The sequence below is a fragment of the Zwartia sp. genome, assembly GCF_049655405.1.
In the GTDB taxonomy this organism is placed as follows: Bacteria; Pseudomonadota; Gammaproteobacteria; order Burkholderiales; family Burkholderiaceae_B; genus Zwartia.
Genome location: NZ_JBASJR010000003.1, coordinates 24,482 through 47,103 on the forward strand (window position 1 = coordinate 24,482; position 22,622 = coordinate 47,103).

General features: G+C 49.1%; 21 protein-coding genes. 19 read left to right on the forward strand and 2 right to left on the reverse strand.

Annotation, left to right across the window (positions count from 1 at the left end; genetic code table 11):
* Window positions 1-19: 19 nt before the first annotated feature.
* Window positions 20-364: a hypothetical protein gene (locus tag WBJ47_RS01440; RefSeq protein WP_422244866.1), complete on the reverse strand. Its 345-nt coding sequence runs from the start codon at window positions 362-364 to the stop codon at window positions 20-22.
* A 267-nt stretch (window positions 365-631) separates the two neighbouring features.
* Between WBJ47_RS01440 and WBJ47_RS01445 the strand changes: the two genes are divergently transcribed.
* The 17 genes from WBJ47_RS01445 (at window position 632) to WBJ47_RS01525 (ending at window position 19,062) form a co-directional block, all read left to right on the forward strand.
* On the forward strand, window positions 632-2,665 hold the full coding sequence (locus tag WBJ47_RS01445; protein WP_422244867.1) for a sensor histidine kinase: 2,034 nt from the start codon (window positions 632-634) through the stop codon (window positions 2,663-2,665).
* A gap of 182 nt (window positions 2,666-2,847) precedes the next feature.
* Window positions 2,848-3,972, forward strand: a complete 1,125-nt coding sequence (locus WBJ47_RS01450) for a sensor domain-containing diguanylate cyclase (RefSeq protein WP_422244869.1) — start codon at window positions 2,848-2,850, stop codon at window positions 3,970-3,972.
* Between the two features lie 96 nt (window positions 3,973-4,068).
* Entirely contained in the window at window positions 4,069-5,016 is a 948-nt protein-coding gene (gene phnD, locus WBJ47_RS01455) for a phosphate/phosphite/phosphonate ABC transporter substrate-binding protein (RefSeq protein ID WP_422244871.1), read from the forward strand.
* A gap of 10 nt (window positions 5,017-5,026) precedes the next feature.
* The gene (gene phnC / locus WBJ47_RS01460; protein WP_422244873.1) at window positions 5,027-5,848 is read left to right on the forward strand and encodes a phosphonate ABC transporter ATP-binding protein; all 822 of its coding nucleotides are present in this window, start codon (window positions 5,027-5,029) and stop codon (window positions 5,846-5,848) included.
* A complete protein-coding gene (gene phnE / locus WBJ47_RS01465; RefSeq protein ID WP_422244875.1) occupies window positions 5,845-6,660 on the forward strand; it encodes a phosphonate ABC transporter, permease protein PhnE in 816 nt (271 codons plus the stop codon). The genes phnC and phnE (WBJ47_RS01465) overlap by 4 nt, the downstream gene beginning before the upstream one ends.
* Window positions 6,661-6,662: 2 nt before the next feature.
* Window positions 6,663-7,487, forward strand: a complete 825-nt coding sequence (gene phnE, locus WBJ47_RS01470; RefSeq protein WP_422244877.1) for a phosphonate ABC transporter, permease protein PhnE — start codon at window positions 6,663-6,665, stop codon at window positions 7,485-7,487.
* Window positions 7,488-7,612: 125 nt separating this feature from the next.
* On the forward strand, window positions 7,613-9,079 hold the full coding sequence (locus WBJ47_RS01475; RefSeq protein WP_422244878.1) for a class II fumarate hydratase: 1,467 nt from the start codon (window positions 7,613-7,615) through the stop codon (window positions 9,077-9,079).
* Between the two features lie 2 nt (window positions 9,080-9,081).
* Window positions 9,082-9,885, forward strand: coding sequence for an MIP/aquaporin family protein (locus WBJ47_RS01480; RefSeq protein ID WP_422244879.1), 804 nt, complete (start codon window positions 9,082-9,084; stop codon window positions 9,883-9,885).
* A gap of 778 nt (window positions 9,886-10,663) precedes the next feature.
* Window positions 10,664-10,921 carry a hypothetical protein gene (locus WBJ47_RS01485; RefSeq protein ID WP_422244880.1) on the forward strand — a complete coding sequence of 86 codons (258 nt, stop codon included), beginning with the start codon at window positions 10,664-10,666 and terminating at the stop codon, window positions 10,919-10,921.
* Window positions 10,922-11,107: 186 nt separating this feature from the next.
* Window positions 11,108-12,319 (forward strand): acyl-CoA dehydrogenase family protein, encoded by a 1,212-nt coding sequence (locus WBJ47_RS01490; RefSeq protein WP_422244881.1) that lies wholly within the window; start codon window positions 11,108-11,110, stop codon window positions 12,317-12,319.
* Between the two features lie 22 nt (window positions 12,320-12,341).
* Entirely contained in the window at window positions 12,342-13,499 is a 1,158-nt protein-coding gene (locus tag WBJ47_RS01495; protein WP_422244883.1) for an acyl-CoA dehydrogenase family protein, read from the forward strand.
* Window positions 13,500-13,509: 10 nt separating this feature from the next.
* Window positions 13,510-14,409, forward strand: coding sequence for a LysR family transcriptional regulator (locus tag WBJ47_RS01500; RefSeq protein ID WP_422244885.1), 900 nt, complete (start codon window positions 13,510-13,512; stop codon window positions 14,407-14,409).
* A gap of 114 nt (window positions 14,410-14,523) precedes the next feature.
* Complete coding sequence (locus WBJ47_RS01505) at window positions 14,524-15,300, forward strand: putative hydro-lyase (RefSeq protein WP_422244887.1); 777 nt, start codon at window positions 14,524-14,526, stop codon at window positions 15,298-15,300.
* An 84-nt stretch (window positions 15,301-15,384) separates the two neighbouring features.
* On the forward strand, window positions 15,385-16,431 hold the full coding sequence (locus tag WBJ47_RS01510; protein ID WP_422244889.1) for a TRAP transporter substrate-binding protein: 1,047 nt from the start codon (window positions 15,385-15,387) through the stop codon (window positions 16,429-16,431).
* A 10-nt stretch (window positions 16,432-16,441) separates the two neighbouring features.
* A complete protein-coding gene (locus WBJ47_RS01515) occupies window positions 16,442-17,050 on the forward strand; it encodes a TRAP transporter small permease subunit (protein ID WP_422244891.1) in 609 nt (202 codons plus the stop codon).
* Window positions 17,047-18,333, forward strand: coding sequence for a TRAP transporter large permease (locus WBJ47_RS01520; protein ID WP_422244893.1), 1,287 nt, complete (start codon window positions 17,047-17,049; stop codon window positions 18,331-18,333). The genes WBJ47_RS01515 and WBJ47_RS01520 overlap by 4 nt, the downstream gene beginning before the upstream one ends.
* A gap of 42 nt (window positions 18,334-18,375) precedes the next feature.
* Window positions 18,376-19,062: a DUF2848 domain-containing protein gene (locus tag WBJ47_RS01525; protein WP_422244895.1), complete on the forward strand. Its 687-nt coding sequence runs from the start codon at window positions 18,376-18,378 to the stop codon at window positions 19,060-19,062.
* 14 nt (window positions 19,063-19,076) lie between these two features.
* Here WBJ47_RS01525 and WBJ47_RS01530 read toward each other — a convergent pair whose 3' ends face one another.
* On the reverse strand, window positions 19,077-20,009 hold the full coding sequence (locus tag WBJ47_RS01530) for a Bug family tripartite tricarboxylate transporter substrate binding protein (RefSeq protein WP_422244981.1): 933 nt from the start codon (window positions 20,007-20,009) through the stop codon (window positions 19,077-19,079).
* Window positions 20,010-20,245: 236 nt separating this feature from the next.
* On the opposite strand from WBJ47_RS01530, the gene WBJ47_RS01535 reads away from it, so the two are divergent.
* Together WBJ47_RS01535 and WBJ47_RS01540 are read left to right on the forward strand one after the other, a co-directional pair.
* Window positions 20,246-21,208, forward strand: a complete 963-nt coding sequence (locus tag WBJ47_RS01535; protein ID WP_422244897.1) for an MBL fold metallo-hydrolase — start codon at window positions 20,246-20,248, stop codon at window positions 21,206-21,208.
* Window positions 21,209-21,415: 207 nt separating this feature from the next.
* The gene (locus WBJ47_RS01540) at window positions 21,416-22,609 is read left to right on the forward strand and encodes a lytic murein transglycosylase (RefSeq protein ID WP_422244899.1); all 1,194 of its coding nucleotides are present in this window, start codon (window positions 21,416-21,418) and stop codon (window positions 22,607-22,609) included.
* Window positions 22,610-22,622: the final 13 nt, after the last annotated feature.

Below are 22,622 nucleotides of genomic sequence, written 5' to 3' on the forward strand. Positions count from 1 at the left end.
ACAATACTTCGGAATGGGCTTAACGATCGCTTGAGATAGACTCTTCGTCCAGCAATAGATGACGATCTTTGAGTGAGCTACAAATAAACAGATAGGCAGTCACAGCAATGAGAATTTGAAAGGGCAAAAGGGCGACTAGCATGATGAAGCCCGTCGCCATGAAGCTGCCGTAGGCTTCTTCAGAAGTGGCTGACAACAAAAAACCAATCATAATCAGCGTTGACAGTAACGGGCCGCTGGAAGTGAGCAACGTTGCCCAGCGTCTAAAGTAGGGCGGGTCATAGCGGTGGGTGGTGGTGACAGGAAGCCAGCTAAACCAAGCTACAAAGCAGAGATAGGCGATGATGTAAAAAATGCCGTCCACAGCAAGTTCGCCCTTTAGATAAATCAGTGATGTCCGGAGTGTTGGAGCGCGTCCAATCAGAACCCTTAGTCTAGCTTAGATCGGGACTTCGCTCTGAAACCCCCACATTATTTAAGTCTAATGAGTTCTAGTGCGGCTGCCTATCATTGGTACTTAAATACCAATTTAGAGGCTGCACCTTAAGCTGTTGGGATAATATACGCCAAATGGTTGCTCTCCAATCATTCCTTCAGCAAATGCCAGCTGATCTCTAGATTGATGAGATTGATGAACGTAAGCCTGCAACGTGTAAACAAGACTTTATCGCTGTTCGCCGTCATGCTTGCATGTTGCGTCTTTGCTCAAGCAGTTCGTGCCTTTGTTTTGGATCGGGATACCGCATCAGTCAATCTTATTCCTTATGTCGAAGTCCTGACTGATCCAACCGGGAAGCTCACACTCCAAGAGATTCTGACTCATCCTGATCAATATCCATTTTCAACAAAAACAGACCCAAGCGCACGAGAGTTGAGTTTTGGATTTTCAGACGCTGCGCATTGGATACGAGTAGATCTCTCTAGGCAGCCCGAGGCCAGCTCGCGCTGGGTGCTGGAAGTTCCATATGTAGCCATTGATGATCTTCAATGGTATCCGCCCTCAGGCCAAAAGGCTGTATCGGGTACAACGCGCTATTTGCTTGATCGTCAAATTATCACCCGCTCACACGCGTTTTATGTGGATGTGGATCAAGAGTCAAAGACTTATTACCTCAGAGTGCAGTCCAGCTATCCACTGACGCTTCCTATGCAGTTGATGCGCACGGATATCTTTGGTCGAGAGCAATTGATTGACACCATGGTTCAATCTCTCTACTACGGTGGTTTATTGAGTTTATTTCTGTACAACTTGATCATTTATTTTACGAGTCGTGACCGCCGTTATCTCTTGTATTGCATGTTTGCAGTATCAGTAGCGATGGCAATGTATGCAGGTAATGGGTATGGGCGATTATTTATATGGCCAGCGCATCCATTGTTTGATCGCATATCACAAGGTTTCTTTATAGGTTTGGCGACAGGTTTCGCGTTTCTTTTCAGTTGCACGTTTCTACAGTTAAAGCAGCGTATACCAACGGTCTATTGGATATTACTCATTGCGACAATAGTGAGTCTTGCGGTCTCATGCGGTCTATTGCTCAGCATGTTTATCCAGATGTCTCTCGGATGGCTATATATGTTGCAATTTTCGACCTCGAGTCTTGGCATGGTTGCATGCGTGAGCGTGGCGATTCATTTGTCGACAAAGGGCGTGCGTGAGGCAAACTACTTTATTGTCTCTTGGGGTTTTTTGTGTATCGGAGCAATCACGGGCAGTTTGCGCGCGTTTGAGCTTTTGCCAAATAATTTGTTCACCATGTATGCAGTACAAATAAGCTCAGGGTTTGAGGCGCTGTTTTTCTCTTTTGCGCTGGCCGACCGGCTGAGATCTGAGGGACAAGGTAAAGAGCTTGCTCAAAGACAGTTATTCGCTTCTCAACAAGAAACGGTTCAGGCTTTGCAGATATCTGAGGAACGACTCGCAGCGGCAGTCGATATCAGAACCCAAGAGTTGCGTGCCGTTGTGGTGAAAGAGCAGCAAGTGCGAGAGCAGTATGTTCGCTTTGGGGCCATGATCGCTCACGAGTTTAGAAATCCACTCAATGTGATCGAAACGCAAAATGCCTTGTTCGAAATGGAACCGGATGCTGGCCGTGAAAAAGTCAAGAAGCGTGTAGGTGTCATTCGCAGTGCCGTGACGCGCTTGTCCGAAATGTTTGATCAGTGGTTGCAGAGTGACCGGTTGAATCAAGCCTTTGCCAACATTACGCCGCTGCCGATTGATGCAAGGGGTTTGTTAGAGGACGCCATTGTTGCGAGTCGCAGTTACCACAGTGATTTTGTAGTCTTAAGTGACCTTCCTGATGCGGCAGTTGTCATTCGTGCGGATTATGCATTACTCAGAATTGCAATATTGAACCTCATCGATAACGCTTGTAAATACAGCGCTCGCGGTGGAGAAATTCGTATCGGAGCAAGTGTTGATCAAGAGTGGCTCCGAATGTATGTCAGTGACAGCGGGACAGGTATACCGCTAGACAAACAAAAGACAATTTTTGAGCCGTATGTTCGGCTAGCGTCAGCAGAGAGATTGGTCGGAGTGGGATTAGGGCTCTCTTTTGTCAAAAGAATCGTTGATTTGCATGAGGGGCGCTTGGAGGTGATCAGTCACCTAGGTGTGGGGTCGACTTTTACGATCTTGATCAAACTGGACCAAGACGCTTGATCATTTACGGTATCAACAGACTTCTGGCTTGGTACCTTTCACACCCATAAATTAGGTATCCCGTGTCATTGTTTACTTAACACATCCAAGGGTAGACTTTCCCGTTGCAAAATATCTGCTGACATTTGTTCAAACGGGGCTGTGTTGAGTGCGAATCCTAATATAAAAAACGGTCTGTCGGAATGCCCTATTTTGTCGGTGCGGCGTTTGTGATCGTTCTGATCGTGACTTTTGCAGGACTAATTTTGTGGCAGGAAGCCAAGCAAAGTTTCCACAATACAGAAATGCTTGCGCAGAACTTTGCTGTTCAAACTGAATATGCAGATTACTGGAGTGCCAGTACAAGATTGGTGATAGTCTTTAGTGCGCTAATGGTCTTGGTGACGACTGCAGGCGCAAGACGTATGTATTTGCAAACGACAGAAAGTATTCAGCAGCAATTTAATAAGTACTCTGTTCGAATTTTGACTGCATCCCCTGTTGCGATGTTAATGCTCGACAGAAATAACGTGGTCATCCAGGCTAATCCCGCTGCCAAAAGACTGTTTGGTTATCCGGGAGAGATGCTGATCGGATTATCCGTTCAAAAACTTCATCTGTCTTATCTTGATGAGCAGCAAGTTAAACCCCTGCCTCAAGTCAATTCGAGTGTCGAACTCGTCAGTGAGTCGCAGTATGTCAGGCTTGATGGCAGTCGCTTTAGCGCATTACAGTCGATTGCAGCTTTGCCTGACATGACGGGCCACGTCAATCATTACATTGAAACTGTCGTAGATATTACTGACCTCAAGCTAGCGCAGGAGCGTTTGAAAACGCTTGCAGAAACGGACAAGTTGACCGGTCTGCTGAACCGGCATTCGGGTGACAATATTTTGTTCGAAACTGCGCAGCGTGTGAGAGACTTAAAAAGTTCAGATGTGACCTTTGCCGTCATTATGGGTGATATTGATCATTTTAAGCGGGTCAATGATACGTTTGGCCATCCTGAGGGCGATAGAGTGCTGGTGCGAATCGCCGCTGTATTAAAAGAAGCCATCCGAGTGGGTGACTATTGCATACGTTGGGGTGGTGAGGAGTTTTTGATTGTGTTGCCTGGCTGTCCAGTTGCGGTCGCCTCCAGTTTGGCACAAGGAATGTGTTTGATGATTGCTGAGATGGATCATCAACAAGTCGGCACTATTACGATGTCATTTGGCGTTGCAGAGTGGAGAGAAGCAGAGAACGTTGAAACGTTAATAGAACGTGTTGATCATGCTCTCTATGCTGCCAAGCATTTAGGCCGCAATCGAGTGGAAATCTCAGGCTAGTCGTTCCCAAGTCATAAATCTGTCATTAATCTGTCAATTAGTTTTCATATTTGCAGCCCATGATTAGAAGGTTATTCAATCTAATTAGGAGTTGCTATGAAGACACTACGTTATTTGACGTTGGCGACAGCGGCACTTGTGGGAGCGCAAGCGCAAGCGATGGATCCTCGTTTCACTGACACAAATGGCGACATGGTGGCAGACGCTCCAAAAGACGCCAAACAATTTATTGATCCTGCGACCCTCGTCTTTGCATACACTCCGGTCGAAGACCCCGCAGTCTATGCCAAAGTTTGGCAAGAGTTCATTGATCACCTTGCAAAGACAACAGGTAAGCGCGTTCAGTTTTTCCCTGTGCAAAGCAATGCAGCCCAGATCGAAGCGATGAGAGCGGGTCGCCTGCATGTGGCGGGTTTTAATACTGGTTCTAATCCAATCGCAGTCAATTGTGCGGGTTTTGTGCCTGTTGCGATGATGGCTTCAAAAGACAATCGCTTTGGCTACGAGATGGAAATCATCACATATCCAGGTAGCGGAATTGAAAAGGTCGAAGATATCAAAGGCAAGCGCATGGCGTTCACTTCAGAGACTTCAAACTCTGGCTATAAAGCGCCTTCAGCATTGTTGAGCAAGCAATTCAATTTAGAAGCTGGCAAAGACTACACGCCTGCTTTCAGTGGTAAGCATGACAATTCTATTTTGGGTGTGGCAAACAAGGACTATCCAGCTGCAGCAATCGCTAATTCGGTCAAGCAGCGCATGGAAAGTCGTGGCACAGTCAAACCCGACCAGACCAAGGTGATCTACAAGTCAGAGACGTTCCCAACGACTGGCTATGGATATGTTTACAACCTTAAGCCTGAGTTGGCTGCAAAAGTGAAAGAGGCGTTCTTTACATTTAATTGGGAAGGAACTGCCCTTGCGAAAGAATTTAACAACACATCACCCCCGCAAGAAAAGTTCATGCCGATTACTTTTAAAGAGCATTGGCAAGTCGTACGTGACATTGACAATGCTATGAACGTCAAATACACCTGCAAGTAAGGCGATCAACATGCTAGAGCTGCAGCAATTGGAGAAACGTTACCCAACTGGCGATTTGGCACTCAAAAGTGTTTCTTTGAATGTGGGTGCAGGTGAGGTGTTGGGACTCATTGGTCCGTCTGGTGCCGGTAAGTCCACGCTGATCCGATGCGTCAACCGATTGGTGCAGCCTAGCGGTGGAAAAATACTACTAGAGGGGCAGGATCTCAGCCATCTTGGCTCTGCAGGTTTGCGTCGCGCACGTCGTCAAATCGGGATGATTTTCCAAGAGTATGCATTGGTGGAGCGTTTGACCGTAATGGAGAACCTTCTCTCAGGCCGCCTTGGCTATACGGGCTTTTGGGCAAGTTGGTATCGACGTTTTCAGTCACAAGATATTTCTCAAGCGTATGCACTTTTGGATCGAGTCGGTCTCAGTGGAATGGAAAATAAACGCGCGGATGCCCTGTCAGGTGGACAACGTCAGCGTGTGGGTATTGCGCGCGCCTTGATGCAAAGCCCAAAGTTATTACTCGTGGATGAACCCACTGCAAGCTTAGATCCCAAAACTTCCCGTCAAGTCATGCGCTTGATTTTGGAACTTTGTCAGGAGCGCTCTTTGGCTGCAATTGTTAATATTCACGACGTTGTACTTGCCACTGAGTTTTTGCCGCGTATTGTTGGTTTGCGCGCAGGCAGTGTTGTTTATGATGGTGCCGCAGCTGGAGTAGACCGACATGTGTTGACGCAGATATACGGTGATGAGGACTGGAGCACGATTACTCAACACCTTGATCGCGCGCGGGAGTCTTCAGGATTGAAGCCGCTTGAAATCGTGGCTGTTGTTGAATGAATAAAGTTCATTCTGTTATGAAACGGACTGATCGTTGGCATCGTCCTCCATTTATTCAAAGCACTTTGTTGCGCTGGTCGCTTATTTTTGGAGCGGTCATCTACCTTGTTTTGGCGCTTGGTTCGATCGAAGTCAACTGGCAGCGTGTTGTTCAAGGACTGGATCGCGGCTGGGCCTTTGTGCAAGGTTTTCTACAACCTGATTTTACGAGTCGCAAAGAAGATATTTTGATCGGTTTTCAAGAGAGCGTCACGATGGCGATCACTGCGACTGTTGCGGGTGTTTTTTTATCAATACCAGTCGCTGTTGGTGCGGCGAGTAATCTCGCTCCTAGATGGATCTATATCATTTGCCGCGCAGTCATCGCGGTATCTCGCACCTTAAATGAAATTATTGTCGCCATATTTTTAGTGGCGATGTTTGGATTTGGTCCTTTCGCTGGATTTTTGACCTTGACCTTTGCCACGATTGGTTTTATGGCCAAGCTAATGGCGGAGGATATCGAAGAAATCCAACCCTCTCAACTCGAGGCATTACGTGCCACGGGTGCGGGTTATTTACAGGTTTTAGATTTTGCTGTGTTGTCGCAAGTCATGCCCCGCTTGTTGGGTTTGTCTCTATATCGACTGGATATCAACTTTCGCGAATCCGCGGTGATCGGTATTGTCGGAGCGGGTGGTATTGGCGCCACGCTCAATACAGCGATGGACCGTTATGAGTTTGATTCTGCAGCCGCCATTATTTTGATCATTATTTTGATTGTGATGCTGGCAGAGTATGGATCAAGCTGGTTGAGAAAAAATATACAGTGATCATGACAACGATTTCGACAAGCACAACAGCACCGAAACAATCTTGGCAAAAACGTACCCCGCGCGCCAGCGCATTTGTTTTTATGGGTTGGGTTATCACGTTGGCGTTTGTCACGTGGTGCTTCCAAGTCATGACACAAGACACTATCTGGGCGTTTGTGACTGATGCGCCTAAACAAGCTGCAGATATCGGTAGTCGCATGATGCCACCCAACTGGGGCTATGTGAATGAGCTTTGGTGGCCTATTTGGGAGACGATCAACATTGCAACGATTGGTACTCTCGTCGGGCTTGTTTTGGCGGTGCCTATTGCATTTTTAGCTGCACGCAACACAACGCCTAGTGCGAGCTTTATTCGTCCGATTGCTTTATTTGTGATTGTGGCTTCACGTTCCATCAACTCTTTGATCTGGGCCTTGCTACTAGTCGCGATTCTCGGTCCGGGTTTATTGGCAGGCATTATCGCAATTGCTTTGCGTTCCATTGGCTTTATCGGAAAACTTCTTTATGAGGCAATCGAAGAAATCGATGCGGATCAAGTTGAGGCGATTGAAGCGACGGGGGCCTCGACAGCACAAGTGATGACGTGGGGTGTCGTGCCACAGGTCGCTCCAACTCTCGCAGGGATCTCGATGTTTCGCTGGGATATCAATATTCGCGAGTCGACCGTGTTGGGTTTGGTCGGTGCGGGTGGCATTGGAGTCAAACTTGAAGCTGCCTTGGGCACCATTGCCTGGCCCAAAGTCACAACCATACTTTTGGTTATTTTTGTGACCGTTTTAATAAGCGAGTGGGTAACGGCCAAGGTCCGCAAGAAATTGATCTAAACCGCCCTTTGCATTGACAACAAACGTTGATTCTGTTGTGATGCAGCAATTGTAAAATGTGTAAATCAGTTGGTAGTTCTATACCAACTTTGCACTGTCTGTCTTTCATTCCTAAGGATCTCCACATGACCACCGAATCCGTTCCAAAAGTCCTCGATTTACCGATCGGAATTTCCGCAACTGGATTGCGTCAGGAATTTGACAGTATTGGTAAAGTTCAAGTGCCCGCCGATCATTATTGGGGTGCTCAGACTCAGCGTAGTTTGGTTCACTTCAATATTGGTCATGACAAGATGCCCAAAGAGGTCTATCACGCTTACGGCTTTGTGAAAAAAGCAGCTGCGATCGTCAATACAAAAGCAGGGCGTCTGCCAGCCTGGAAGGGACAGCTGATTCAAAAGGTTGCGGATGAAGTGATCAGCGGCAAGCTGGATGCTGAGTTTCCGCTGTACGTTTGGCAGACAGGTTCGGGCACTCAATCCAATATGAACGTGAACGAGGTGATCTCGAATCGTTGCATTCAATTGGTCGGTGGCACTTTAGGCGCTCAAGAGCCCGTGCATCCGAATGACCATGTCAATATGGGTCAGTCGAGCAATGATACTTTTCCAACGGCGATGCATATAGCCGCCTACAAAATGGCGACGGAAAAAACGATCCCTGCACTCAAGCGCTTGCGCGATGCACTGGATGCCAAGTCAAAGCAGTGGGCCAATATTGTCAAGATTGGTCGGACTCACCTTGAGGATGCGACACCTTTGACTGTCGGCCAAGAATGGTCTGGCTATGTGGGCGCTGTGAGTGATGCGATTGTGGATGTCGAATACGCCACACAAGGTTTGTTGCAGGTCGCGATGGGCGGTACCGCTGTCGGTACAGGATTGAATTCACCGGTTGGTTTTGGTGATGAAGTTGCCGCTGAGTTGACAGCGTTGACTGGTTTCGCCATCAAGACCGCGGATAACAAGTTCACTGCTCAGGGAACACTCGATCGCATGGTACGTGCGCACGCTGCTCTGAAAACTGCTGCGGTCACACTCTTTAAAATTGCCAACGATATGCGCTGGTTGGGTTCTGGTCCACGTACAGGTTTGATGGAAATGACCTTTCCCTCGAATGAGCCTGGCTCCTCGATCATGCCCGGCAAGGTCAATCCTACCCAAGCTGAAGCGATGCTGATGGTGTGTATTCAGATCATGGGTTCGGATGTCGCGGTACAGATGGGTGGTGCAGAGGGTAATTTTGAGCTCAATGCTTTCCGTCCGATCATTATCAGCAACTATCTCCACTCTGCCTTGATCATGGCCGATATGTCGGATCACTTCCGTGAGTTCATGATTGAAGGTGCGGTCGTAAACGAAGCGCAATTGAAGTCCAACATCGACAATTCGGTCATGATGGTGACAGCGTTGTCACCAGTGATTGGTTACGACAAGGCTTCCGTGATTGCACACTACGCGATTGATCACAACACCACACTCAAGGCAGCTGCGTTGGCTTGCGGTGTCGATGAGGCGATGTACGACCGAGTCGTGGTGCCAATCAATATGACAAAACCTGGCTCTGCTGACATTCCTGCTAAGAAGGTCTAATCTTGGACGAGAACTCTCAGGCTAGCCTCGCCGGCAAACAGGCTTTAAGACAACAAGTCGGTAATCGTGCCTATGCCGACTGGAAAAGCAATGATCACCGGGCAAGGAGACTGGTCTCAGAGTTTATTGGTACGTCGGGCCTGACCTTTGTCTTATCAGGTGGGGCAGCCATTCTTGCGGGTTATGGTGGCGGAGATTTAGCACCTTATCAGTATGCGTTCATTTTGTCGGCGATTGCCGCCCTATGGTTGACCGCAGCTGTGTATTTTTTGGGTGATATTTCTTCTCACTTTAATCCAGCAATGACGCTTGGTTTTGCGTTGCGCGGCGATATGGGATTCCCCATGGCGCTTTGCTATATGGTTGTGCAGTTTATTGCGGCAGCTGCGGGGTCTGTGACGGCTGCTGCGCTGTTTGGTACCGGCGGCAATCTTGCTGCTACTGTTCCTCAGCCAGACATGCATATGCAGGCAGTGATCTTTGAAGCGATACTGACCTTTGGTATGGTCTTGTTGATCTTGGGAATGACGGATGGTCCTAAGCTACTCGGTAGTTCTGTGCCTCTTGCTGTCGGAGCCTATGTGATGGCGATGGGCACGATGGGTGGACCTTTCGACGGCGCAGCTTTTAATCCTGCACGCGCGTTCGGCCCGGATTTTGCGCGGGGCGATTTATCGACTTACTGGATTTACCCTTGTGGCTCCTTCATCGGCGTGTTGGCTGCAGTAGGGATTGCAAGATTTTTACGTGGTCCTGCCAAGGCGCAAGAGGCGAATGCCGCGATGGGAAATCCTCTCGATCATTAAGATATATCTTGTTATCTCAGTAGTTTTAAAAATGTCCCGGTTGGGACATTTTTTTTGGGGTGAGCACTTTAGCGCGAGCGTTCACGGGCTCTGAGACATGATGCACTCGAATGATATTGATTTATTAAATAAAGTTAAATCCATATCGACTTTGAAGCGTATGGACATACACTGCGACGACCTCGTCAAGTCGCCATAGTGAGACTTGTTGCGGACCCTTTATAGAAAATAAAACCGTAACAGGTTGATCGATGAATAGAAACTTTTGCAGCGCGTGTGGATTGTGGGTATTGGTGACCCAGCGCCTATGCCCAGCGTGTGGCCATCGCTCCTTTAGTCAAAATCCACCTACAAAATTATCGAGCAATGAACAGGTCCACAAAGAGCCAGCATGTACTGACGTTTCAATGCCCGGCACTGAATGACCAAACATTTACCCTGATATTGACCGCGGTTGTAAATGATCAGGCGCTTGCCCTGAGTGTTACGGTGAGTCTGACAACAATATTGAAATACAAGGTATGCCCAAGCGGCTGCGTATTACTTCTTCCGGTTGGACTTTGTTCGTTCAGACGACTTCTGGGCAGGAGAGAGCGATTGACATGGCGACAGTGGTGAAAGCCAGATTGTTAAAGTCTTAAAAAATATTTATTTCATATCGAATCTAAATTTCCGGAACTAAAAGACTTCACAGCAGTCCGAGCCGTTAATGAGAATCTTTTCGTCTCAGAGCATCCTGTTTTACAACAGATTTGTCATGCATCTAAGAGGCAAAAAGATGTTGAATATGCTCAAACTACCACTGATTGCGACGATTCTATTGTCAAGTGGTTGTGTTGCAGTCGCACCTAGCCGTCCTGGTTATGCGTATAACCCAGGAAATTATTATGGTGGTGCGTATTATGTTCCTCCCGTTCGCTACTACAGTCCCCCTCCCATTTATGTTGCACCGCCACGTGTTGTCGTCGTGCGCGAACGTCCCCGTTGGTCAAAACCTGAGAGGCGCCGACACAATCATGGTCCCTCTTTGTATTGATGCACCGCAGCAAGTCGTCTAAGCGGACTGGATGTTCGTTCGGGCGACTCAATCGCCAGCAAGATCTGAACTTAGACGGATTGGAAACTCTCACAATCCGGACAGAACTATTCGGCTTTGCCAGATAAAACCATTTCACAAGAGGTATCCTTGAGCTAATTTCTACAATATTGGAGATGGCATTCAATGAACTTCACATTCACTCCCGAAGAGGAACAGTTACGCGCGGATGTTCAGGCGTTCCTTGTTGAGCATTTCACTGAAAAAGTACGTGCAGAGAATGCCGCAGGTAAGCGCGGAGAGGGCTGGGGAGAGGCCATTCGTGATTTCTTTGAAAAGGTGAATCAGCAGCGCTGGTTTGCGTGGAGTTGGCCCACTGAGTTTGGTGGTGGTGGTGGTGATAGGACCACTCAGTTTGTGATCGAAGAGGAGTTTTATCGCTACACAGGCATTACGCTCGGGGGCGGCACCGGTGCCCCTTCGATCCTGATGTTTGGCACGCCCGCTCAGAAAGAAGAATTTGTCCCGCGCTCGATTAAACGGGAAATTATTTTTTGCCAAGGCTATAGTGAGCCAGGCTGTGGCACAGACCTTGCCGGTATTCGTTGTCGCGCCAAGCGAGTGGGTGATAAGTACATCATCACCGGTCAAAAAATTTACACAACCAATGCACAGAATGCCACGCACATCTATTTGATGGTGCGCACGGATCCTGATTCGGTGCGTCATCGCGGCTTGTCGATTTTGCTCGTTCCGATGGGAATGCCTGGTATGACTGTGCGGCCGCTTTGGACCGTACAAAACGATCCGCCTGCCCCGTTTGGCACAACCTATGGCGAAGAGCGCACGAATGAGGTGTTCTTTGATGATGTGGAAGTCCCAGCTTCTTGCCTCTTGGGTGAGGAGGGCGGTGGTTGGGAGGTCGCTCGACGCGGATTGAATCTGGATCGTGTCGGAGCTTGGCGCTATCTGATTTCTGTTATGCGCGACGAGGATATCGTCAACTGGCTCCATACCGATGGAGAGCTCCAAGACACGCTACGGGATGATCCACAGGTACGGGATAAGGTCGCTGAAATGTGGACCGAAGCCGAAGTCTGCCGCTTAATGACGATGCGCAGTATCAGTATTGAGCAAAACGGGGGCAAGTTCACCTATGAAGGATCGGCGGAAAAAGTCTTTGCACCAGAGCACAGTGTGCGGGCAACCGAAGCGTATAGCCAGATTCTGGGACCCTTTGCGCAATTAATGCAAGGCTCACCCAATGCGATTGAAAAAGGAATTTTTGCTCACAACATTCTTGGCGCCTATCAATCGACGATTAATCACGGAAGCGTGCAGGTCATGCGTGATCAGGTGGCCCGTATTGGTCTGGGTCTTCCACGCGCCGCAAAATAATTAAGAGACAGGTGATTGAAAAATGAATATTTTGCTTGATGAACAAGAAGTGCAAATCCGCGAAGCGGCTGCAGAGTTTTTAGAAGGCGAGTGCACACCGGCTTTGGTGCGTCAGGTTGAAACTGGCACTTTGCAATACTCTCCAGAGCTTTGGTCAAAGTTTGCAGAAAATGGCTGGCTGCAATTGTGTCTGTCAACGAAGGCGGGTGGCGAGGAGTTGCCCTTGCCCTATCTCGGTTTGCTGTTTGAGGTCGCGGGCTATCACATTGCGCCTATTCCGTTGCATGCCACGATGGTGCCCGCGCTGATCATTGATCGTTACGGTAGTCCTGAGCAAGTTGGTATGTTGCAATCGGTGATTGCGGGTGAATTGATCTTGAGTCACGCTGTAGCTGAGCAGACCGGACGTTGGTCAACAGATGCCATCGCAACGCTTGGGCGTGTCGACGGAAATGAACTCGTTTTGAATGGTAGTAAAACCTTTGTGGGCAGCTTTAGTGCATCCCAACAATGTATGGTGATTTATCGCGATGCGAGCGCACCGAATTCGCTCGGTGTTGTGCTGGTGCCAACGGATGCAACGGGTCTGAGTAGTGAGCCGCTTGTATCGATGGCAAAGGACGGCGAGTCGAATGTGCAGTTTAAAGAGGTGCGCGTACCGTTGAGTGCCCGTATTGGAAACGCACAATCCGGCAATCTGATCGCTCGAGAGTTAATGGACGTGTCGTCTGTTTTGTATGCTTCTATGCTTGCAGGAGCCGCCCGCAGAACCTTGGATATGGCCGTCATACACGCCAAGCAGCGCGAGGCCTTTGGTCAGCCGATTGGAGCGTTTCAGGCGATTCAACATTTGTGCGCGAATATGGTCAATGCGATCGATGGCACGACGATGCTTGCACGTGAGGCGCTCTGGCGGATGCAGGAAAATCTTCCCTACCAAGTCAACGTGGCGCAGGCCAAGTCATTTGGTAATGAGCAGTGCATGATGGTGGTCCGCTCCGCGCAACAGATCCATGGCGGTATGGGTTTTATCCGGGATTTTGATTTAAATCTCTGGTATCGTCGAGTAGGCTCATGGAGCCTGCGAGGTGGTACTGCCGCGGAGCATCGTCGTACGATCGCTGCGGCCTTGATTGATCAACCTAAAAAAGTCCGAATCGGCGTCGTCCCTTCAACCTGAGAGTCATCATTTGATCGAAATCCGCAATCTTGAAACCTTTGTTTGGGTAGCAACACTGCGGAGTTTTCGTGCGGCAGCGCAAAAGCTCAATACGACGCAACCCGCAATTTCTCAGCGGATTGCGTCTCTTGAGGCGACGCTAGGCGTCAAGCTTTTGGATCGCAATACCAGAGGTGTCACGCTGACTGCCAAGGGCGTGGAATTGTTGGTGCATGCACAGGAAATGTTGGACGGCAAGCAGGCAATGATGGATGCTGCACGCAGCACCAAAACGATTGCTGGTCAGGTGAGGCTAGGCGTATCGGAGACCATTGTTCAGACTTGGTTGCCGCGCTACCTCGAAGAAATACACGCCATCTATCCTGAACTCAGTGTTGAATTAGAGGTCGACACTACGCCAGTACTTCGCGAGCAGGTTCGATCGCATCACTTGAATCTTGCTTTTTTGATGGGGCCAATTGACGCGCCGAACGTAGAAAACGTTCCTCTTTGTCAATATCCTTTGGCTTGGGTCGCGAGTCCGCAATTGGAACTTCATCACTCCACAGTGACACTGGCGCAAATCGGCACACGTCCAGTGATTACCTACCCGGCAACGAGTCAGCCTCATCAGTTTGTCCGGGATTTATTGACAGACTCCGGTATGCATTCGCCTCGCATGTACGGGAGTGCTTCGCTTTCTGTGGTCGTGCGCATGACGCTTGATGCCATTGGCGTAGCAGTCATTACTCCTGTGTTTTTGCAGGACGAAATACGCGATGGACGACTTTGCTTGCTGGATGTTGCGGGAGATGCATTGCCGGACTTAGCATTCACCGCTTCTTGGTCTCGTGGACCCGATGAGCATATTGCGGTGACGCTCGCAAAACTTGCGCAGCAGATCGCCGATAGCGATCAATTCGGCAGGTGAACGCTGACAGGACTAATAAAAATAATTTATCAGTCCTGATTTGAAAGCACGATTGGACAGGTTTTGACGTCTGACGTCGAATAGGAGCTCGAGTATTAGCTTCTAGAGGGTCGTATGCTGCCGTCGCAACAGGTTCGTCAAAATATCCGTCAAGGTCTATTTACCCTTCCGACTGCTGGCGCAGCCCCCGGATTTGTTCAAGCTAATCTGGTGGTGCTCCCTAAAGCGCTGGCGGCTGACTTTTTGTTGTTTTGTCAGCGCAACCCCAAACCTTGCCCACTGCTGTCTGTCTCTGATCCAGGTAGTACGTTCTTTCCTGGTTTTGGTGACGATCTCGATATCCGCACCGATGTTCCACGTTACCGAGTGTGGCGAAACGGTGAAATGATTGACGAAGTCGCGAACGTGACGTCGTACTGGAGAGATGATTTAGTGAGTTTTGCGATTGGGTGTTCTTTTTCCTTTGAGGAAGCACTGGTTGCAGAGGGATTGGATGTCCGCCACATCTCTTGCGCATCCAATGTTCCCATGTATCGTAGCAATATCGCGACGCAGTCCGCCGGCCCCTTCCATGGCCCAATGGTAGTTTCGATGCGTCCCTTTAAACCTGCTGCGGCGATTCGGGCGATTCAACTGACCTCAAAGTTTCCCTCTGTGCATGGTGCACCCGTCCACTTGGGTGACGCCACACAAATTGGCATCACCGATTTAAATAAACCTGATTTTGGTGAACCCGTCGAGATTCGCGCTGGCGAGATTCCCGTATTTTGGGCCTGTGGCGTCACGCCTCAGGCCGTGTTGATGGCATCCAAGCCTGAGTTTTGCATCACTCATGCACCCGGCTATATGTTGGTCACTGACAAACTCAATGCGCAGCTCGCCATTATTTAAAGAATATAGGTCATTGAATACTGTGCCGATTGCATGCGGGAGATCGACACAGGCGTTACACCCCGTTATCTAGGAGACTCTTTAATGAAGACGCTAATGTTGGCCGCTTTGAGCGCTGCTGCAGTGATGACTACAAACGTGGTCGCACAAGAATTGCCACGGACACAGTTGAAGGTTGTGGGTGGTTTGAGCAATCTGACTGCATATAAAGATTTTGAGCAGCCATTCTGGACTAAGACGATTCCAGAGCTGTCGAAAGGCCGTGTGACGGCAGAGATCCAAGGGTTTAACCAGATGGGATTGAAGGGCCCAGAATTAATGCGTCTGATTGGTCAGGGTGTCATTGAGTTCGGTACAGCCACCTTGTCGTATTTTGCAAGCGATAACCCCATTAATGAAGCCATCGATTTGCCAGGTTTGGCGCCTGATGTGAAGACTGCGCGTGAGATCACGAATCTGTTCGAGCCTGTTTATTCAAAGCTCTATGGTGGCAGCAATAACGTCAAGATTCTTGGCTTGTCGCCATATCCCGCTCAGGTCATTTTTTGTAATGCGCCGATCAAAGATTTGAGCGATTTGAAAGGCATGAAAGTGCGCACGAGCAGCCGTACGCAAGCCGAGTTTGTGCAAGCGCTAGGCGGAACGAGCGTCACGATCGCCTTTGGTGAAGTGGTGCCAGCCTTGCAAAACAAGGTTGTGAACTGTGCAATCACAGGTTCGCTCTCTGGTTACTCTGCCAAATGGTACGAAGTTTCAACGCACTTGCTTGCGCTTCCAATTAACTGGAATCAGCAAATCCATGCTGTGAATCAAAAGGCATGGGACAAGATTGATCCAAAAGTTCAGGCATTCTTGCAAACAAACATCAATAATTTGATGAGTACGATGTGGAATGCAGCGAATGAGCAGACAGAGCAAGGCTATGCATGCAACACAGGCAAAGCGAGCTGCCCATTTGAAGTCAAGGGAAAGATGACTCTTGTCACTCCTTCTGCAGCGGATAAAGCGATGCTCGATAAATTGCTAGTGGATGTGATTTTGCCAAAGTGGGCTGCACGTTGCTCGACCCAGTGCGTGGCTGATTTCAATGCCACGATTGGTAAAAAACTGAATGTTGTTGCAAAGAAATAAGAGGATCACCATGCAAACTCAACAGGCGTCAGGGCTCACGTATGCTCACCGTATCTCAAGGTGGGGAGTATGGGGTGGGGGAATTCTGACACTGTTGAGCGCAGGTCTGGTGTGTTTTGATGTCATCGTTAGAAAGCTGTTCTCAATTTCTATCGGTGGCGCAGATGAGCTTTCTGGGTATGCCTTTGCAATTAGCACCACATGGTCATTGGCGCTCGTCGTGCTGGAGCGCGCGAATGTCCGTGTGGATGTTTTTTATCAGCATTTCTCTGTTCGTCTCGCTGCGATGCTCGATTGGTTATCGCTTGTCGCGCTCGCAGTATTTCTCACGTTGTTAACTCGTTATGCGTATGAAGTGGTGGCGACTTCGTGGATGCAAAGTTCGACTGCCAATACCCCACTCGCCACACCTTTATGGTTGCCGCAAGGACTGTGGTTAATCGGTCTAGTGTGGATGGTTGTTGTCCTGGCTTTGATGCTAGAGCGTGCTAGCCGTGCACTTGTCACAGGTAACTATCAAATGGTGAATCAAATAGCAGGAGCGCGCTTGTCTCAAGAAGAGGCACAAGAAGAAGCGAACGCAGGAAAGCGTCGCGTCATGGAGGATCGCTCATCATGATTGCGACTGCATTGACTATATTGCTTGTGCTGATTGGTCTGAGTATTCCTGTTGGAGCCGCATTGGGGGTTCTGGGAATTGTGCTGGATCAAATGTATTCGATGCTGCCTTTATCCCGTGCGATGGGGGAGTTAGCTTGGACAACAAATACTGAATTTCTACTCGTCGCGATTCCTTTATTTATTTTGCTTGGAGAGCTGTTACTGCGCGCGGGTTTTGCCGAGCGCATGTATTCATCTCTGAGCTTGTGGTTGTCTTGGCTGCCTGGTGGCTTGATGCATGCAAATATTGGCGCATCAGCTCTGTTTGCAGCGACTTCTGGTTCGAGTGTGGCGACTGCAGCAACTGTTGGCACGGTCGCGCTCCCTCAGATCGCAAAGCGTGGCTATAACGAATCGCTTTTTTTAGGAAGTATCGCTGCCGGTGGAACATTGGGAATCTTGATTCCTCCCTCAATTAACCTAGTGATCTATGGCGTCTTAACTAACTCTTCCGTACCCAAGCTTTACCTAGCAGGCATTTTGCCAGGCCTATTACTTGCTAGTCTGTTCATGCTCACAATTGTCATCGCTTGTCTGTATAAGCCTGCATGGGGCGGTGAGCGTATTCACGCAAGTTGGTCAGAGCGTTTGAAATCATTGGTACACCTCGTGCCGCCGATGGGGATATTCTTGTTAGTGGTGGGTTCAATCTATGCAGGGGTGGCAACACCCACAGAGGCTGCTGCTTTGGGTGTTTTGGGTGCGATGCTGTTGGCCGCGGCATATCGCCGTCTGACCATCGCCATGGTGCGAGAGTCTCTTGAAAATACAATGCGCTCCTCAGCAATGATCATGTTGATCGTCGTCGGGGCAAGTTTTTTAAATTTCGTGATGTCTGCAACTGGATTGACAAGCGCATTGACGAACGCTATCACGGGATTGGGCTTTTCGCCTTATGTCATGCTGTTGTTATTGATTGTTTTTTATCTTGTGCTGGGTTGTTTTATGGAAACCCTGTCCATGATGATCACCACGATCCCAATCGTTGCACCGGTCATGATGGCGCTTGGTTTTGATCCAGTTTGGCTAGGGATCATCATTATTATCTTGGTTGAGGCAGCATTGATCACGCCTCCGGTTGGCTTAAATCTTTTTGTCGTCCAAAGTCTGCGGACCAGCGGTTCGATGACCCCTGTGATTATTGGTTCCATCCCGTTTGTCGTCGCGATGATGTTGCTTCTTTTGTTGCTCGCGCTTTTCCCCTCGCTGGCACTTTGGTTGCCGAAGTTGTTCGCGATTTAGATTGTTGGACTTATAAATTTCTAAATAATTTTCGGAAAAACTATGCATTTGAAATTTGATCTCTTGGCACTTAACGGTTCTAAACAATCTATCTCGACCGACATCCATCAAATGGTGATCGCAGGTTGGGCGGGACGTGATCATGCGGCGATTGAGCATCATATTGAAGAGTTGGCCGCGATTGGGGTGCCCCGTCCAAGTTCAGTTCCACTTTTTTATCGTGTAGCGAGTCAGACGTTATCTCAAGCTTCCACGATCGAAGTGGTGGGTCAAGAGAGTTCGGGCGAGGTTGAGGTATTTGTATTCACCCATCAAGGCGAGTTGCTGGTTTCACTGACGTCAGACCACACGGATCGTGGTCTGGAGACGGTTAGCGTTGCCTTGTCTAAACAGGTTTGCACCAAGCCTGTTGGCTCAGAAGCATGGCGTTTTCAGGATGTTGCTGCGCACTGGGATCAGTTAATGATCGAGTCTTACATCACTGAAGATGGTAAACGGGTGCAGTATCAATCCGGCCCCTTGTCTGCATTGCTGCATCCTATGGATTTGATTGCGCGCTATGTCAAAAGTGAGAAATTGCCAGCAGGAGTGGCGATGAGTTGCGGGACTGTTGGCACACAAGGCGCGATTCGTCCCGCCGCGCGTTTTGAGATGAGCCTGATCGATCCAGTGTTGAATCGATCGCTCACGCATCGTTACGATATTGAGACTTTGCCCAAAGTGAGCTAAGTCCCAGACTGCTATTACTCAGGCTGGATGCCTGCCGCCTGAACAGTTTTGCTCCATTTTTTAATTTCAGTATCAAGGAATGCAGCAAACTCTTCGGGTGACATTGCGACGGGCTCTTGACCTGCTTTGTTCATCATTTCGATAACTTGCGGATCTTTTAATACCTTGTTGAGCTGTGCGTTGGCTTGTTTGACGGCTTCGGGTGGTGTGCCTTTTGGCGCGACAACGCCTGACCATGAATAGGCCTCATAATCTTTGACGCCAGCTGAGGCAATGGTGGGGAGCTCAGGGAAAAAGACGGAAGGTTCTGGGTTGCCAACGGCGAGCGCGCGCACTCTGCCAGACTTAATGAAAGGAATTGCTGAGGTCGAATCTGCAAACATCAGCTGCACTTGACCGCCCACAAGGTCTTGCATCGCAGGTGAGCTTCCCTTGTAGGGGATATGCTGCATCTTGACGCCAGTTAGGCTCGTGAAGAGCTCGCCTGCCAAATGCGTGCCACCGCCCGTACCCGCAGAGCTGTAGGACAGTTTGTTGGGATTCGCTTTTGCGTAGGCAATCAACTCTTGTACAGATTTAACTGGCAAAGAAGGGTGCACGACCAAGACGATCGGGTAACGAGCACCCATGCCAACGGGGACGAAGTCTTTCTGAATATCGTAGGGCAGTTTGGTTTTTAGACTAGGCAGTACTGCGTGATGAATAGCCGCAAAAAAGAAATGATAGCCATCGGGTGCTGCTTTTGCTGCAGTCTGAGCGCCTACGATGCCACCGGCTCCCGCTTTATTATCGATCACGGCAGGTGTCGACCAGTTTTTTGACATCGCCTGTGTGGTGAGTCTGGCGGTGGTGTCGACCGGACCGCCTGGAGGAAAGGGCACGATAAACGTGACTGCTTTCTCAGGCCAAGTGGAGGCTGTCTGAGCGTGTGCCACGTCGTTTACCATCGCGCTGGTGAAGGCGAGGGTGCAGAGAGCAAAGAAATGGCCAAAGCGAAGTGATGTGCGCATAGAGATCCTTTGAATAAAGACTTTTGTCGATCGATACAGACTTTTAAAAAGCATTTTAGCAATATAACTTAAGTCATAATCTGACCTTATCTGATTAATATATCTATTGACATTCAAAGCTGCTAAATTAATCAGGCTGTTAATAATCTCACACTTATGCACAGGAATACGCCATGATCACTAGACTTAAATTTCTTGGTGTTGGCATCGCTGCCAGCGCTGCGCTGTTGTTTTCGCCAGTATGGGCTCAGGCAACGCCAGATCTTGGTACACCTACACTGCCCGCCCCTGGCTTTAAAAAGCTAAAAGTCGGCGAAATGGAAGTCATTTCACTGAATGATGGCGTTGGACGTCGTCCCTTGGTCGCGGAGTTTGTCAAAAATGCGCCACTCGATGAAGTCAAAGCGCTGTTGACGTCGCAAAATTTACCAACCAATTACATTGATATTCCTTACACAACATTTTTGGTTGTTAACGGTAATCAGCGCTACTTGATGGATACGGGTTTTGCCAATAATGGTGGTCCTACGACAGGTAAGACGATTGCAAACATGGCGGCGGCTGGTTACAAACCAGAAGACATTAATAATGTGGTCATCAGCCATTTCCATGGAGATCACATTAATGGACTGCTCTACAAGGATGGTTCCTTGGTCTATCCAAATGCCAAGGTGCACGTCCCTGCTGGTGAATATGCATTTTGGATGGATAAAGAGCGCCTGGAAAAAGCGCCGGCTGGCTTGAAGGGTGCCATGACCAATGCGCAACGTGTATTTAGCAAGATTCCTGCTGACAAACTGGTCAAGTTTGAGTCCGGCGCAGCCGTCGCACCAGGCATTACTTCTATTGCCGCGTTTGGTCATACGCCCGGTCACTCACTCTTTACAGTCAAGTCCGGTGGTCAGTCGTTTATTTATGTGGCGGACATCACGAACGTGCCTGAATTGTTTGCACGTAATCCTGACTGGGCAGTGATGTTTGACATGGATCCAGAAATGGCGCGTCAGTCACGCCGCAAGGTTTTTGACATGATTGTCAAAGACAAAATGACGGTAGGCGGCTTCCACTTTCCGGGTTCAGCGATTGGCACCATCGCTCCTTCAGGAAACGGGTATCAGTTCACTCCAATGAAGTAAGTCAACCTATGCGACCGATATTGGGTTGCATAAAAGAGCCCTTGCGAGTTTGAGTATTCAAGCTTGCGGGGGCTTTCGTCATTTGTAAGCTCTACAATGAACACATATAAGACTGATGAACGGATGATCTCCATGTATTTAATCAATGTTCGGTGGACCACCACTCTCCAAGACTTCAGCGCCAAAATATTATTAATAGGTGCTCTGATGCTGGTTGCAACCTCTGCGTCTGCGCAATCAAGCAGCTTTGACTCCTGTGTCAAAGGTCTTCGCCAATCCGTCCTTTCTCAAGGCATCAGTGGAGCCGTTTTTGATCGCGCAACCGTTGGACTCGAGCCTGATCCTGATGTTCTCAAGGCTTTTTCTTTTCAGCCTGAGTTCAGAACCGCGATTTGGGATTACCTCGCTGGGTTGGTCGATCAGGAGCGGGTGGATGATGGTCGTGCGAAGCTAAAAGAATGGTCCAAAGTACTCACAGAGGCTGAGCAAAAATACGGTGTCGATCGCAACGTCATTGTCGCAGTATGGGGCGTTGAGTCTAACTATGGTCGTATTCAGGGCAAGCGTGAGTTAGTCCGTTCTTTGGCCACACTCATTTGTGCAGATAAACGTCAGGCATTTTTTAGAGGCGAGTTGTTGGCGACCTTACGGATTTTGCAAAGTGGCGACATCCCGCAAGAGGCTTTGGTGGGCTCTTGGGCGGGCGCCTTTGGTCAAACGCAATTTATGCCAACGACGTATCAACGGTTGGCGGTGGACTTTGATGGCGATGGTCGTCGAGACATCGTAGGCTCAGTTCCGGATGCATTAGGTTCAACTGCAAATTTTTTAAAACAGGCAGGCTGGATCACTGGGCAACCTTGGGGAGTTGAGGTCAAGATTCCCTCCAATTACGCGGGGCCTTCTGGGCGTCGTACCAAGCAATCGCTTGCGCAATGGAAAAGCTTGGGCATAAAAGCGTTAGGATCAATCTCTTTGCCAGAGACTACCCAAGCTGCGCTCCTGTTGCCAGCAGGTCCACAAGGGCCTGCATTCTTGGTGTTTCGTAACTTTGATGCAATCTATAGCTACAACGCAGCAGAGTCTTATGCTCTTGCGATTGCACACCTGAGCGATCGTTTAAAAGGCGGCACACCTTTCAAGACCGCTTGGCCCACAGACGATGCCGGAACGAGTCGCGCCGAACGACGCGAAATACAGCAAGCTCTGCTCAATCGTGGGTATGACATTGGTGAAGTGGATGGATTAATTGGCGCTAAAAGTCGTGAGGCCATTAGCGAGTTTCAAAAAGCGAGTGGATTAGCCGTGAATGGTCGGGCAGGGCAACAAGTGCTCAAGGCATTGCGCGCCCCTGTGTCACCCCGTGCGCCGGTTGAAGCTAAACCTGCAGTGGGTGGATAGCGATCAATCAATG